Source organism: Nocardioides panzhihuensis (assembly GCF_013408335.1).
GTDB lineage: Bacteria > Actinomycetota > Actinomycetes > Propionibacteriales > Nocardioidaceae > Nocardioides > Nocardioides panzhihuensis.
This window is the reverse complement of sequence record NZ_JACBZR010000001.1, coordinates 4,023,129-4,037,395: the sequence shown is the minus strand read 5'-3', so window position 1 is coordinate 4,037,395 and position 14,267 is coordinate 4,023,129. Positions and strand designations below refer to the sequence as shown.

At 69.9% G+C, this 14,267-nt stretch carries 13 protein-coding genes; 11 read left to right on the top strand and 2 right to left on the bottom strand.

Features of this window, described 5'->3' with window-relative positions:
* Positions 1 to 30 precede the first annotated feature (30 nt).
* Together BJ988_RS19120 and BJ988_RS19115 are read right to left on the bottom strand one after the other, a co-directional pair.
* Complete coding sequence (locus tag BJ988_RS19120) at positions 31 to 267, bottom strand: DUF3107 family protein (protein WP_179659521.1); 237 nt, start codon at positions 265 to 267, stop codon at positions 31 to 33.
* Positions 268 to 476: 209 nt separating this feature from the next.
* Entirely contained in the window at positions 477 to 1,109 is a 633-nt protein-coding gene (locus BJ988_RS19115) for a TetR/AcrR family transcriptional regulator (protein ID WP_179659520.1), read from the bottom strand.
* A 127-nt stretch (positions 1,110 to 1,236) separates the two neighbouring features.
* Between BJ988_RS19115 and moeZ the strand changes: the two genes are divergently transcribed.
* From moeZ to BJ988_RS19060, 11 genes are all read left to right on the top strand, one after another.
* Positions 1,237 to 2,451, top strand: a complete 1,215-nt coding sequence (moeZ, locus tag BJ988_RS19110) for an adenylyltransferase/sulfurtransferase MoeZ (RefSeq protein WP_179659519.1) — start codon at positions 1,237 to 1,239, stop codon at positions 2,449 to 2,451.
* A 175-nt stretch (positions 2,452 to 2,626) separates the two neighbouring features.
* A complete protein-coding gene (locus tag BJ988_RS19105; protein WP_179659518.1) occupies positions 2,627 to 2,917 on the top strand; it encodes a hypothetical protein in 291 nt (96 codons plus the stop codon).
* On the top strand, positions 2,914 to 3,576 hold the full coding sequence (locus tag BJ988_RS30600) for a sortase domain-containing protein (RefSeq protein ID WP_179659517.1): 663 nt from the start codon (positions 2,914 to 2,916) through the stop codon (positions 3,574 to 3,576). Before BJ988_RS19105 ends, BJ988_RS30600 begins: the two co-directional genes overlap by 4 nt.
* 60 nt (positions 3,577 to 3,636) lie before the next feature.
* Complete coding sequence (locus tag BJ988_RS19095) at positions 3,637 to 4,506, top strand: S1 family serine peptidase (protein ID WP_179659516.1); 870 nt, start codon at positions 3,637 to 3,639, stop codon at positions 4,504 to 4,506.
* A 142-nt stretch (positions 4,507 to 4,648) separates the two neighbouring features.
* Positions 4,649 to 4,969, top strand: a complete 321-nt coding sequence (locus tag BJ988_RS19090; RefSeq protein WP_179659515.1) for an MGMT family protein — start codon at positions 4,649 to 4,651, stop codon at positions 4,967 to 4,969.
* Entirely contained in the window at positions 4,969 to 5,634 is a 666-nt protein-coding gene (locus tag BJ988_RS19085) for a lysophospholipid acyltransferase family protein (RefSeq protein WP_179661594.1), read from the top strand. The genes BJ988_RS19090 and BJ988_RS19085 overlap by 1 nt, the downstream gene beginning before the upstream one ends.
* A gap of 70 nt (positions 5,635 to 5,704) precedes the next feature.
* On the top strand, positions 5,705 to 6,403 hold the full coding sequence (locus BJ988_RS19080; RefSeq protein ID WP_179659514.1) for a hypothetical protein: 699 nt from the start codon (positions 5,705 to 5,707) through the stop codon (positions 6,401 to 6,403).
* Positions 6,384 to 6,833: a cupin domain-containing protein gene (locus BJ988_RS19075; protein ID WP_179659513.1), complete on the top strand. Its 450-nt coding sequence runs from the start codon at positions 6,384 to 6,386 to the stop codon at positions 6,831 to 6,833. The genes BJ988_RS19080 and BJ988_RS19075 overlap by 20 nt, the downstream gene beginning before the upstream one ends.
* Before the next feature lie 5 nt (positions 6,834 to 6,838).
* Positions 6,839 to 7,129 (top strand): DUF1905 domain-containing protein, encoded by a 291-nt coding sequence (locus tag BJ988_RS31055; protein WP_179659512.1) that lies wholly within the window; start codon positions 6,839 to 6,841, stop codon positions 7,127 to 7,129.
* A gap of 57 nt (positions 7,130 to 7,186) precedes the next feature.
* The gene (locus tag BJ988_RS19065; protein WP_343051687.1) at positions 7,187 to 10,594 is read left to right on the top strand and encodes an ATP-dependent helicase; all 3,408 of its coding nucleotides are present in this window, start codon (positions 7,187 to 7,189) and stop codon (positions 10,592 to 10,594) included.
* The gene (locus BJ988_RS19060) at positions 10,591 to 13,869 is read left to right on the top strand and encodes an ATP-dependent helicase (protein ID WP_343051686.1); all 3,279 of its coding nucleotides are present in this window, start codon (positions 10,591 to 10,593) and stop codon (positions 13,867 to 13,869) included. The genes BJ988_RS19065 and BJ988_RS19060 overlap by 4 nt, the downstream gene beginning before the upstream one ends.
* The last annotated feature ends 398 nt before the right edge of the window (positions 13,870 to 14,267 follow it).

Genomic DNA, 14,267 nt, shown 5'->3' with positions numbered 1-14,267 from the left:
AAAACCGGAAGTTCGCCGCCGGAATCAGGGTCATCCCGTAGTGGTTGAGCCCGCGAACCCGACCTTGCCGACCTTGGCCGGGCCGATTTCGATGTAGGCGAGCTTGTCGGTCGGGACGATGACCTTGCGGCCCTTGCTGTCGGTCAATGCGAGCACAGCACCGCCGCCGAGGGCGTCGGCGATGAGCTTCTCCACCGACTCGCTGGACTCCTCGGTCTCTACGACGAGCTCACGGGCGGCCTGCTGGACGCCGATCTTGACCTCCACGGGTCCTCCTTGCGATGGGTCGATCAATGCTTCGGAATCCTCTCACACGGAAGGTGAGGAACCCCGTCGTTGCGCTGTGGGCGAACGATGTCGGGCGACAGCGCTCAGTCGGTCACCGCGCTGCGCGCGGACGCTCCCTCGCTCGGCGCAAGCGGACGAGCAAGCTCGCCGCTTGACCTCGCTCGGGTCGTCTCGCCGCTTGACCTCGCTCAGTCGGTCTTCGGGTAGCCGCCGATGCCGCGCCAGGAGAGCCCGGCGACCAGGCGGGCCGCGTCGGCCTGCGACAGGTTGCCGTTGTCGTGGAGCCAGTAGCGCGCGCTGACCTGGATCTGGCCGACCAGGCCGACCGCGAGGAGGTGAGAGGCGGCGGGGGCGAAACCGGTGTCCTCGGCGATGATCTCGGCGATCACCTCGGCGCACTCGTTGGTGACCCGGTCGACCTGCTCGCGCACGGCGGGGTCGTTGGTCAGGTCGGACTCGAAGACGAGCCGGAAGGCACCGGACTCCGATGCCACGTAGTCGTAGAAGACCTCGACGGTGCGTGCCACGCGCTCCTTGTTCTCGTCGGTCGAAGCCAGCGCCTCCCGGGTGCGATCGATGATCTCGTTCGCGGACTTCTCCAACAGCGCGAGATAGAGGTCGAGCTTGCCGGGGAAGTGCTGGTAGAGAACGGGCTTGGAGACCCCGGCCCTCTCGGCGATGTCGTCCATCGCGGCAGCGTGGAAGCCGTAGGCGACGAAGACCTCGAGAGCGGAATCGAGGAGCTGGGCTCGTCGCTCCGTTCGGGGCAGTCGCGCCCCTCGCGGTCGAGTGGGGTCGAGCTCGGATTGGTGCGTGGTCACCCGAGCAGCCTACCCGCTGGTACTCGGATCGCGGGACGCGTCGTCGGCTGCTCCACGGATGAGGGAACATGGAGATGTGCCCGCGGTGTTCAAGCAGGCATACGTACGTCCGAACTGAGGAGCCGTTGTGTCCCTAGCCCCGCTCGTGGAGCCCGCTGACGAGCTGACGATCGACGAGGTGCGCCGCTACAGCCGCCACCTCATCATCCCCGACGTCGGTATGGACGGGCAGAAGCGCCTGAAGAACGCCAAGGTGCTGGTCATCGGTGCCGGCGGTCTCGGCTCGCCCGCACTGCTCTACCTGGCCGCAGCCGGCGTCGGCACCCTCGGCATCGTCGAGTTCGACGAGGTCGACGAGTCCAACCTGCAGCGCCAGATCATCCACAAGCAGTCGACGGTCGGCCAGCCGAAGGCCGAATCGGCCGCGGCGGCGATCCGGGAGGTGAACCCGTACGTCGACATCGTGCTGCACGACGTGCGCCTCGACAACGACAACGTGCGCGAGATCTTCACCGGCTACGACCTGATCGTCGACGGCACCGACAACTTCGCGACCCGCTACATGGTCAACGACGCCGCCTACTTCCTGGGCATCCCCTACGTCTGGGGATCGATCTACCGCTTCGACGGCCAGGCCTCGGTCTTCGCGCCGACGATCGGTGAGGACGCGCCCTGCTACCGCTGCCTCTACCCGGAGCCCCCGCCCCCGGGCATGGTTCCCTCCTGCGCCGAGGGTGGCGTGCTGGGTGTGCTCTGCGCCTCCATCGGCTCCATCCAGGTCAACGAGGCCATCAAGATGCTGACCGGCATCGGTGAGCCGCTCGTCGGCAAGCTGATGATCTACGACGCACTCGAGATGGAGTACCGCAAGCTGAAGGTCCGCAAGGACCCCAACTGCGCGCTTTGCGGCGAGAACCCGACCGTCACCGACCTGATCGACTACGACGCGTTCTGCGGTGCGCTCTCGACCGAGGCGGCAGACGCCGCGGCCGGTTCCACGATCTCGGTCACCCAGCTCGCCGAGATGATCAAGGAGCGCGAGGAGAGCAGCCGCGACTTCGTGCTCGTCGACGTGCGTGAGCCGAACGAGTACGAGATCAACCAGATCCCCGGCGCCGTCCTCATCCCCAAGGGCGAGTTCCTCAACGGCAACGCGATCCCGCAGGTCGCCGAGCTCACCGGCGACGGTGCCAAGCCGCTGGTGTTCCACTGCAAGAGCGGCGTACGCAGCGCCGAGGTGCTCGCGATCGCCAAGGGCGCCGGCTACGCGGACGCGGTCCACGTCGGCGGCGGCGTGGTGGCGTGGGTCAACCAGATCGACCCGAGCCAGCCGTCGTACTGATCGGCGCTCCCGGCGGGTCCGGACGGGCCTGTGGACCGGGTTACTGAACTGTTGGCCAGCGGTGGCCCCTCTGGGGCCGCCGCTGGCTTTCTATGTGCGGGGCGTACCCGATAGTTTTGCCGCGCAGCTGCGGGGGGCGGAGTTGCACCAGTGCACGAACCCCGGAGGATCGACGTTGTCCACACGCGCTCGTCTCAGCGCGACGCTCGCCGGTGCCACTCTGGCCGGCGGACTGTTTCTCGGAGCCCCTGCCAACGCGAGCGACCAGGCCCCGGAGCCCGTCTCCGGAGTGGCTGTCGGTTCGGCGATCGACCCGGATCGGCTGGAGTCGAACGTCGCGGACCCGACCCGCGGCGTACCTCCGTCGTATGTCTTCGCCGGGGTCGGTGCGCTGCTGATGGGAGCGGGCGTCGGGCTGGCCGTCCGACGACGGCGGGCTGAGGCTGTGGCACGCTCGGCCGAGTGAGCCATGGCTACAACCCCCACGAGCCTCCCCGTCCTCGCAGGCGCCAACCGAGCCTGAGGACCTTCATCGGGGAGATCTTCGTCGTCGTCCTCGTGGTCGCGGTCGCGGTGCTCGGCTATGCCGCCTACGACTACTACACCAGGATCGACGAGGCGAAGAAGAGCACCTCGACCCCGCCGGGGACCACCTCCTCGATCCCGGCGGAGGCCCTGGCCGAGGTGCCGAAGAAGAAGGGCAAGGTACGCGGCGTCTCCATCCCCACGCTCAACGTGCACGCCGACGTGGTGCCGCTGGCGATGGAGCAAGGCACGCTCACCCCGCCCGCGGACGCCTCGCTCATGGGCTGGTGGAAGGGCGGCGCCAAACCCGGGGCCGAGGATGGCTCGGTGCTGATCGTCGGCCACACCCTGCACAACGGAGGCGGCATCCTCGACCGGCTGGGCGAGGTGAACGAGGGCGACGAGATCGTCGTGCGGACCAAGAACGGCGAGTTCAGCTACACCGTCCGGTCGGTGCGGGACCTCTCCAAGGAGGAGGTCGCCAAGCGGAGCGCGAAGCTCTTCGACCCCGATGGAAAGCCGAGGCTGGTCGTGGTGACGTGCGACGACTGGGACGGCACATCCTTCCAGGGCAACACCGTGGTCGTGGCGGTGCCGTAACCCGCGGCCACCAGGCGTCGTTACTTGTGAGTCACATCACCTACAGAACGAGGCCCCCACATGCTCCGTATCCGCCGTTCGACCCGCCGCGCCGCAGCCATCGCCGCCGGCGCTCTCGCCGCCGCCTTCGTCCCCGCGCTGATCCCGGCTCCCGCCCAGGCCTGGGCGCCGGCCGACACAGCCACCATCACCCCGGGCGTGCAGATGTACACCAAGGGTGCCCAGTGCACCGCCAACTTCGTCTTCGCCGACTCCGCGGCGAACGTCTACGTCGGCTACGCCGCTCACTGCGCGGGTCTCGGTGAGGCCACCGACACCAACGGCTGCGCCGCGGAGTCGCTCCCGCTGGGCACGCCGGTGACCTTCAACGAGGGCGGTTCGCTGCTGAGCGAGGGCACCGTCCTGGGGAAGGGGAAGCTGGCGTACTCCTCCTGGCTGACCATGAAGAAGCAGGGCACCAAGGACGCGGACACCTGCGCCTACAACGACTTCGCGCTGGTCAAGGTGGATGCCGCCGACGCGGGCAAGGTCAACCCGACCGTGCCGATCTGGGGCGGTCCCACGGGCATCGACACCGACGGCACCGTGGCCGGCGACAAGGTCTACTCCTACGGCAACTCCTCGATCCGCGCCGACATCGACCTGCTCTCGCCGAAGATCGGACTCTCCCTCGGGGACAGCGTCAACGGCACCCGGTGGTCGCACCCGCTCTACAACCTCACCCCGGGCATCCCCGGTGACTCCGGCTCCGGCTTCCTGAACGCCGAGGGCAAGGCCGTCGGCACCCTGTCGACGCTCGGTCTGCTCCCGCTGCCGGCGTCCAACAACATCGGTGACATGGACCTCGAGCTGAAGTACGCCCAGGCGAACTCGGGCATCTCCGGTCTGCGTCTGGTCAACGGCACCGAGCCGTTCAGCCCCATCCTGTGAGCACACTGCTGGTCGAGCCGTGAGGCCGCCTGCGGCCGAGCGTGTCGAGACCAACACGGTCCTGTCGAGTGCCGATGGGATCGTGTTGGTCTCGGCTCCCGCTCGCTAGCGCTCGCGGGGCTCGACCAGCGAAAGTAGGGGTATGACCGACCGGGAGGCGTACGTAGAGGCCGTACTGCGTCTTGTCGAGCAGATCCCGCGCGGGCAGGTGACGACCTACGGCGCGATCGCGGACGCCCTCTTCGACCAGTTCGGGGGCGGTCCGCGACAGGTCGGCTCGGTGATGGCCCGTGAGGGCGCCGGGATGCCGTGGTGGCGGGTGGTGCGGGCCGACGGCTCGCTCCCCGCCTCCCACGGCGAGGAGGCCAGACAGGCCTATCTCGAGGAGGGCACCCCGCGTCGTGTCTCGGGGGCGGTGGACCTGCGCGCGGCGATGTGGCTGCCACCTACGATGAGCGTGTGATGTATCGCGTCCTCCACGCCGTCGTGCCACCCCTTCTCCGGGCCGTCTGGCGACCCACGGTGACTGGGGCCGAGAACGTCCCACGTACCGGCGGGGTGATCCTGGCCAGCAACCACCTCAGCTTCGCCGACTCGATCGTGATCCCGTCGGTCTCGCCCCGGCCGGTGCACTTCCTGGCCAAGTCCGACTACTTCACCGGCACCGGTCTCAAGGGTGCGGCGCAGAAGGCGTGGTTCGAGGGGCTCGGGATGCTGCCGGTGGACCGCGACGACCCGCAGGCGGCGCTCGGCTCGCTGGAGGTGGCCCTGGAGGTCCTCGGCAGGGGCGAGGCGTTCGGGATCTATCCGGAGGGCACCCGCTCCCGCGACGGGCGGCTCTATCGCGGCCGTACGGGGGTGGCCCACCTGGCGCTGACCGCCGGCGTCCCCGTGGTGCCGGTGGGCCTGCGCGGGACCGCGGAGCTCCAGCCGGTGGGATCGAACCTGCCCCGCCTGGCGAAGGTCGCTGTCGCGTTCGGGCAGCCGATCCAGGTGGCTGGCCGCTTCGACGGCGTAGCTCTGGGCAAGGCCCGCCGGGTGATCACCGACGAGGTGATGGCGGCGATCGCGCTGCTGAGCGGCCAGGAAGCGGCCGGGGTCTACAACGAGCGTCCGGCCGACGTCTGATCGCCGGTTGCGTCGAGGCGAGAATAGGCGCATTCTGGAAGGTGGACCCCTAGCCGCCGAGGTGAGGCAGATGGCCACCACGACCGTGTTGCAGGACGAGCTGCGCCGCAAGCACGAAGAGCTCGCTGGGCGCCTGGCCCATGCTCGGAGCATCATCGCCAGGCCCGAGCAGACCCGTCGGGGCTGTCCACCGATCGACCAGTTCAACGCCGGCACGTCTCGACACCTGCACGCCGTGGACGAGGTGCTGCTGCCCGCGGTCTCCGCCAACTGCGAGGGCGGCGTCGGTCTGGTCCATGACTATCTCCCCGCCGCGCGGCACCTGGAGGTGCTGGTCTTCCACGTGAAGGCGCACGAGTACGGCTCCACCTGGGAGACCACCCACTCGTGGCCGACGCTGTGGGGCGAGGTCGAGAAGGCCCTCGACGCTCAGCAGAAGAAGGAGGACGAGCTGGTCTCGCACCTCGCGGAGGAGGCCTCCGACGACGTGCTCCTGCTCGTCGCCGAGCGGATCATGGCGGCCGAGCGCAGGGCTCCCTCCCGTCCACATCCTCGCCTCCGGCACACGGGCCTGCCCGGCAAGGTCGTACGCCGCGTGGCCCGTCCCGTCGACGCGATCTGCGACGCGCTCGAGAACCGTTCGGTCGGCGGTCCGAAGCCGCTGCCGCGCAAGAAGCCGGGCCTGTTCTGGCAGTACCTGCTCGGCGACCCGCGCTTCCCCGACGATCCGGCCAACGAGACCCGGCACAATGAGCCGGGTGACCGTTGACCCCATCACCTCCGCACTCGACCTCGCGCCCCATCCTGAGGGCGGCTCGTTCCGGCAGACGTGGGCTGCCGCCGAGACCGTCACCCTCCACGACGGGCGGGTTCGCCCGACCGCGACCCTGATCTACTTCCGGCTCCTGGCCGGGGAGTCGTCCGCGTGGCACCGGGTCACCTCCGACGAGATCTGGCTGGCACACACCGGTGTGGTGTCCCTGCAGCTCGGTGGCTCCGCCGAGGCCCCGGTCGAGGGCGAGACCCTCGACGTCGGGGTGGACGTCGCCGCCGGCCAGGTGCCGCAGGCTGTAGTACCGGCGGGGGTGTGGCAGCGTACGGTCCCCTCGGCCGAGGACGCGCTCGTCTCCTGCGTGGTCTCGCCGGGGTTCGACTTCGACGACTTCGAGCTCGCCTCAGAATCAGGGATTGGGGAGTAGGCCCGGTGGAGTACACCTTCGAAGGGGCCGTCATCGAGTGGCGCGGTCCGGCCCCGTTCTACTACGTGCCCATGCCCGTCGAGGGCGCCCAGGACGTCAAGGAGGACGCCCGTGGGCTGGAATACTGGGGCCAGGTCGCCGTCACCGCCACCATCGGTGCGACCACCTTCACCACCGCGCTGTTTCCGAAGGACGGCACCTACGTGCTCCCGCTGAAAGCCGTCGTACGGCGTGCCGAGGGGATCGATCTCGACGACGTCGTGGGGGTTCGGATGCGGCTGGGTCACGACGTCTGATCGGGCGTCTCGACGGGCCTCTGAAAACTGTCGGTGTCGTCTGATTAGGTAGGGCCCGTGAGTGTCGCCTACCGCCTAGCCCCGCCGCCGAGCGCAGCCGCCGTGCCGGTGCTCGACGAGCACCAGCGCTCGGTGGTGGAGCATCCCGGCGGGCCGCTCCTGGTGCTGGCCGGGCCCGGGACGGGCAAGACGACCACGCTGGTGGAGGCGGTCGTCGACCGGATCGAGAACCGCGGCGTACGGCCCGACCAGCTGCTGGCGCTGACCTTCTCCCGCAAGGCCGCCGAGCAGCTGCGTGACCGGGTCACGGCGCGGCTGGGGCGCACCCTCTCGGGGGCGGTCTCCTCGACGTTCCACTCCTTCGCCTACGGGCTGGTGCGGCGCTATGCGCCGGCCGAGCTCTACACGGCGCCGCTGACGCTGCTCTCCGCGCCCGAGGCCGACGTGGTCCTGCAGGAGCTGCTGTCCGAGCACCCGGAGTCGGTGCGATGGCCGGAGAGGTTCCGGATGGCGGTCGGCACCCGCGGGTTCGCGCGCGAGGTGCAGACCGTGATCGCGCGGGCACGCGAGCGCGGGCTCGATCCCGACCAGCTGGTGGCGCTCGGCCGTGACGAGGGGATCGAGGAGTTCGTCGCCGCCGGATGGTTCCTGGAGCAGTATCTCGACGTGCTCGGCGCCCAGTCGGCCATCGACTACCCCGACCTGATCATGCGCGGGGTGATCGAGGCCGAACGGCATGCGGCCGAGCTCCGGGCCGAGTTCACGTGCGTGTTCGTGGACGAATACCAAGACACCGACCCGAGCCAGGTCGCACTGCTGCAGGCGCTGGCCGGCGACGGCCGCGACCTGATCGTCGTCGGCGACCCGGACCAGTCCATCTACGGTTTCCGAGGCGCGGACGTCAACGGGATCCTCGACTTCCCGGCTCAGTTCCCGACCCGGGAACGGCGGCATGCGCCGGTGGTGGCTCTGGGGACGACCCGTCGGTTCGGGTCGCGGCTGCTGCGGACCTCGCGGTCGATCGCCGCAGGGATCTCGGTGCGGGGCTCGATCCCGGTCGCTGCCTACGACACCTTCCGCAACCCGCACCCGTTGGCCCAGGACCCGGGACGGGCCGAGGTGCTCACCTTCGACACCGACCGGGCCGAGACCGAGCACATCGCCGACCTGCTCCGCCGGGCTCACCTCGAGGACGGCATCGACTGGTCCGACATGGCCGTCCTGGTGCGCTCGGGCCGCACCTCGATCCCGCAGCTGCGCCGTTCGCTGACCGCAGCCGGTGTCCCGGTCGAGGTCGCCTCCGACGAGACCCCGTTGGTCCGCGAGCCGGCTGCCGCGGTCCTCCTCGACGCGCTCGGGATCGTCGTCGACGCCGCCGTCGAGTCGGAGCTCGATGAACGCTACGTACGCGCCGAGCGCTGCGAGGAGCTGCTCACCGGTCCGCTCGGCGGGCTCGACGCGACCGACGTCCGCGCGCTGACTCGCACGCTCAGGGCGAGGTTTTTCGACGTGTCTGCCAGCGAGCTCGTACGCCGCGCCGTGCTCGATCCTGGCTCGTTGGTCGAGGCCGCTGCCTCGCCGCTGGTCGAGCCCGAGGCCTTCCCGCTGGTCGAGCCCGGCGAGCGCCAGCGAGCCGGTGTCGAGACCAACACAATCCCATCGAGCGCGACAGATGACCGTGTTGGTCTCGACACGGATTCGTTCGTACCTCACGAATCCGGCTCGACCAGCGGGGGCGGCTCGAGCAGCGGGGGCGGCTCGACCAGCGGGGGCGAGGAACGGGTGCTGGGGCGCGTACGCCGGCTTGCGGACCTTCTCGCCGAGGCGCGCCGCGTGCTGGCGGGCGGTGCCGGCGCCGAGCAGGTGCTCTGGACCCTGTGGGAGGGCGCCGATTGGGGGCAGCGGCTGCGGGCGCAGGTCGAGTCGGGTGGCTCGGCGGCGCGGCTGGCCCATCGAGACCTGGATGCGGTCGTGGCGCTGTTCGACACCGCCGCCAAGATCGAGGGCCGGCAGGAGTTCACCTCGGTGGAGACCTTCCTGGCCACGCTCCGTGCCCAGGAGATCCCGGCCGACACCCTGGCCGACAAGGGCGTGCGGGGCTCGGCGGTGCGGCTGCTCACCGCCCATCGCTCCAAGGGGCTGGAGTGGGGTCTCGTGGTGGTCGCTCACGTCCAGGAGGGCGCCTGGCCCGACCTGCGCCGGCGCGACTCGCTCCTCGGGCCCGACCGGATCGCCCCGGCGCTGCCGGACGGTCGCCACGGCGGGCGCCTGCCGCCACTGACCCGCTCGGCGATGCTCGCCGAGGAGCGCCGGCTCTTCTACGTCGCCGCCACCCGAGCCCGGTCCCGGCTGGTAGTGACCGCGGTGAAGTCGCCCGACGACGACGGTGACCAGCCGTCGCGGTTCATCAACGAGCTCGGCCTGCGCGAGGACCAGATCCGTCATCGGATCGGCCGGCCGACGAGACCGCTGTCGCTGGCCGGTCTGGTCGCCGAGCTGCGCCGCACCGCGGCAGATCCGGCTCAGCCGGTCGCGCTGCGGGAGGCGGCCGCGAGAAGGCTGCAGAAGCTGGCCGCCACCGAGGTGCGCGGCAAGCGGATCGCGCTCGCCGCCGACCCGTCGACCTGGTGGGGGCTGCGGGCCCCGACGTACGCCTCTGCTCCGGTCCGGCCCGAGGACCGTCCGATCACGCTGAGCGCGTCGGCGCTGGAGGCGATCCTGACCTGCCCGGCGCAGTGGTTCCTGGCCCGTGAGGCGGGCGGTGCGGTCACCGACTCCTCCTCGCAGGGGTTCGGCAAGGTGGTGCACGCGATCGCCGAGCAGCTAGCCCGCGGCGTCCTCGACGCTGCCACGGTCGATGACCTGATGCCGTTCGTGGACGAGGTGTGGGGCCGCCTCGAGTTCCGTACGCCCTGGTCGGCTGCCCGCGAGCGCGAGGCGGTCCGCGAGGTGCTGGCCCGATTCCTGACCTGGCACCGGCGCCCCGGTGCGCGGACCGTGATCGGGTTCGAGGAGCAGCTGACCGCGAAGGTCTCCCTTCCCAGTGGGGAGACGGTGCGACTCAACGGCTACGCGGACCGGTTGGAGCTCGACGAGAGCGGAAGGATCGTGGTGGTCGACCTGAAGACCGGGAAATACCCGCCCACCGCGCAGGAGGTCAAGGAGCACGGCCAGCTCGGCCTCTACCAGCTGGCGGTCGAGCACGGCGCGGCCTCGTCGCTGGCACCGGACGCGACCTCCGGGGGAGCGGAGCTGATCCAGCTGCGCCATCCCGCGGGTTCGGGGAGCGAGCTGCCGAAGGTGCAGGTGCAGGCACCCGAGCCGCCCGAGATCATCACCCAGCTGGAGAAGGCGGTGGCGACGGTCCGGGCCGAGGAGTTCGTGGCACGGCCGGGCAAGCAGTGCGACCGGTGTCAGTTCGTCGCGCTCTGCCCGGCGCAGACCTCGGGGTCGGTGCTGTCGTGAACCCAGAGATGAACGCTGCGATGAACCCCGAGATGAACCCGGTGATGACGGTCGAGACCCCCGAAGAGCTCGCCAAGCTGATGGGTCACGACTGGCTCTACAGCGAGGAGCAGTTCCGCGCGATCACGGCTCCGCTGGAGCCCGCCGTGGTAATTGCCGGCGCCGGGTCCGGCAAGACCGCGGTGATGGCCGCCCGAGTCGTCTGGCTGGTCGCCACCGGTCGCGTGCTCCCCGGGGAGGTGCTCGGTCTGACCTTCACCACGAAGGCGACCGCCGAGCTGGCCACCCGGATCCGGGAGTCGCTGCAGAAGGCAGGACTGTGGCCCGAGCGACGCGAAGGTCCACCGCGGCCCGGGGAGGCTCTGTCGGAAGAGGGCGAGGAGCCCGCGGAGCCGACGGTGGCGACCTACCACTCCTACGCCTCCGGGCTGCTCTCCGAGCACGGCCTGCGGATCGGGCACGAGCCGGACACTCGGCTGATCGCCGATGCGACCCGCTACCAGCTCGCGGCTCGGGCCGTGGCCCGGCACACCAACCCGGTGGAGAAGCTGACCGACTACCCGAAGCTGGCCGTCCAGCAGCTGCTCGCGCTCGACTCCGAGCTGTCCGAGCACCTCGTCGAACCCGCCACACTGCGTGCCTACGACCGCAAAGAGCGAGCGTTGTTCGCCCTCGAGGTCGCTGATCTCAGGGCACAGCTCGCCGACGGGAAGCGGGTCAAGACGAAGCTGAACAAGGTCGAGAAGGCGATCGACGCGATCGACAAGCGCTACGAGCTGCTCGATCTGGTCGACGGCTACCGCCGCCTCAAGGACCGGCTCGGGCTGATGGACTTCTCCGACCAGATCGCTCTCGCGGCCCGGCTGGCCGAGGAGACCCCCGAGGTCGCGGAGATCGAGCGTGGGAAGTTCAAGGTGGTGCTGCTCGACGAATACCAGGACACCTCGGTGGCCCAGGCCAAGATGCTCGCTCGTCTCTTCGGCGACGGGCATCCGGTGACCGCCGTCGGTGACCCCAACCAGGCGATCTACGGCTGGCGGGGTGCGTCGGTGAGCAACATTCTCGAGTTCGGCAGGGACTTCCCTCCCAAGGGGGTCTCGACAAGCTCGACCACCGGGTACTCCCTGACCGTCAACCGCCGCTCGGACGCCCGCATCCTCGACACCGCCAACCATCTGGCCGCCCAGCTCTACGAGGGACGCGAGAAGGAGCGGCTGGTCGCTGCGGAGGGCGCGCGCGACGGTGAGGTGCGGGTGCATGTCCACGAGACGTACGACGAAGAGCTGCTCTGGCTCGCCGACAAGGTGATCGAGGCCCATGAGGCGGTCGGGGAGTGGAAGGAGATCGGCGTGCTGACCAGGGACAACTCGCAGGCGGCAGCGGTCTTTGACGCGCTCACCGCTCGCGAGATCCCGGTCGAGATCGTCGGTCTGAAGGGGCTGCTCCGACTGCCCGAGGTGGCCGAGGTCGTCGCCACCATGGAGCTGCTCCACGACGTCACCGCCAACTCCGCGCTGCTCACCCTCCTCGCCGGCCCGCGCTGGGCGATCGGGCCCCGTGACCTCGCCATCCTCGGCCGCAGATCGCGTGACCTGGCCGGGGTCGTCGGCGGCGCGGAGGAGTTCGCCGATGTCGAGCGGCAGCTGGAGGCGGCCGTCCAAGGCACCGACCCCACCGAGATCCCCTCGCTCAACGATGCACTGGAGGATCCCGGCGGCCCCTCCGACTACGACTACTCACCGCAGGCCAGGGAGCGCTTCAAGCTGCTCGCCGATGAGCTCCGCGGGCTGCGCCGAGCGGTCAACGAGCCGCTCCTCGACCTGGTCCGCCGGATCATCGACGTCACCGGCATCGACGTCGAGCTGGCCGCCTCGGTCTCCCCGGCGGCCTCTGCCCGGCGCGACAACCTCGACCTCTTCGTCCAGGCGGTCGCCGAGTTCGAAGGTCTCGACGGCCAGGTCACCCTGGCCGCGCTGCTGGCCTACCTGGAGGCGGAGGACGAATACGGCCAGGGACTCGACGTCGCCACCCCGTCGGAGGCCGACTCGGTCAAGCTGCTCACCGTCCACCGCGCCAAGGGCTTGGAGTGGGACGTCGTCTTCCTGGTCGGGGTGACCCACAAGAAGTTCCCCACCGGCCAGACGCGATCGTCGTGGCTGACCGTCCCCTCGGTCATGCCCGCCGCGCTCCGCGGAGACCGCGACGATCTGCCGCAGCTCCACGGCCACGACGCCGACTCGATCGACGAGCTTCTCGCCGAGCGCAAGGAGCACGAGCGCGTCGAGGAGCTCCGACTGGCGTACGTCGCCTGGACCCGAGCCCGCCACGTCCAGTTCGTCTCGTGCTGGCGCTGGTCGCCCTCCCTGAAGGAGGGCCGCGGCCCGTCGCTCTACGTGGAGAAGACCAGGGAGGCGCTGCTGCAGTGGGGGGCCAAGCCCGACCGCTGGGCGGACGTTGTAGTGAAAGGCGAGGAGGAGAGCCCCTACGCCGCGCAGGAGCCCGACCTGCCCTGGCCGATCAATCACCACACGGCCGAGGTGGAGCGCCGGCTGGAAGCGGCCAGGTTGGTCCGCGAGGTCAGCCCCGGGCCGGACGAGCTCGACGATCTCACCCTGCTCGAGACCGTGAACCAGTGGGACGAGGAGATCGAGCGGCTGCTCGCCGAGGCGGCCCGTGAGCGGGCCCCCGAGGTGATCGTTCCGCTGCCGTCGTCGTTGTCGGCCACCGCCATGTCCAAGCTGCGCGACGATCCCCTCGGCTTCGCCGCCGACCTGGTCCGTCCGATGCCCCGCAAGCCGTCCTCCCAGGCCCGCTTCGGCACCCGGTTCCACGCCTGGGTCGAGGCCCGCTTCGGCCAGCAGGACCTCTTCGACCCCGACGACCTGCCTGGTCGCGCCGACCACGGCATCGAGGACGAGTCCGGTCTCGAGGAGGTGATCGCCGCCTTCGAAAAGGGTCCGTTCGCCGACCGGCCACCGTTCCGGGTCGAGGCGGCCTTCGCGATCGTCCTGGCAGGTCAGGTCGTGCGTGGCCGGATCGACGCGGTCTATCAGGAGCCCGATGGGACGTACCTGATCATCGACTGGAAGACCAACCAGACCCAGAACGCCGACCCTCTTCAGCTGGCTCTCTACCGGCTCGGGTGGGCCGAGCTCATGGGGGTGCCGTTGTCGCGGGTTCGGGCGGCTTTCTACTACGTGCGTTCTGGGCGGCTCGTCGAGCCTTCCGGTCTTCCTGGGCGGGAGAAGTTGGAGAGGATCGTGGGTGGGGGCTGACGCCGGTTCTTCGGCGCGCGTCAGGGGCTGTGTTTTGTGGTTGGGGTTTGCCGCCGACCCTTTCGGGGAGGGTGTTCTCGGCGGCGTCCGGAGTAAAGGACGGCCTTCGGCCGCCGGCTGGCGCCGGTCGCCTGCGGCGATCCTTGACACCGGCCGTCGCCGAGAATTTTGGCTGGCTATCGGGTCGGCGGCAGGGGTTTGGCGCGGGGGTTTGGGTTGGGCGGGGGCTTGGGAGCGGCGGATCCGTCGCTCCTGGTTGGTGGGTTGGTCGGCTGGTGAAAGAAACTTTTCTTTCACCAGCGCGAGCCAATGCCCTGGGGGCGAACGAATTTTCGTTCGGGCGCCTGGGGGCGTTCTCGGCTGGGACTTGGCTCGTATGGGCGAACGAAAATTCGTTC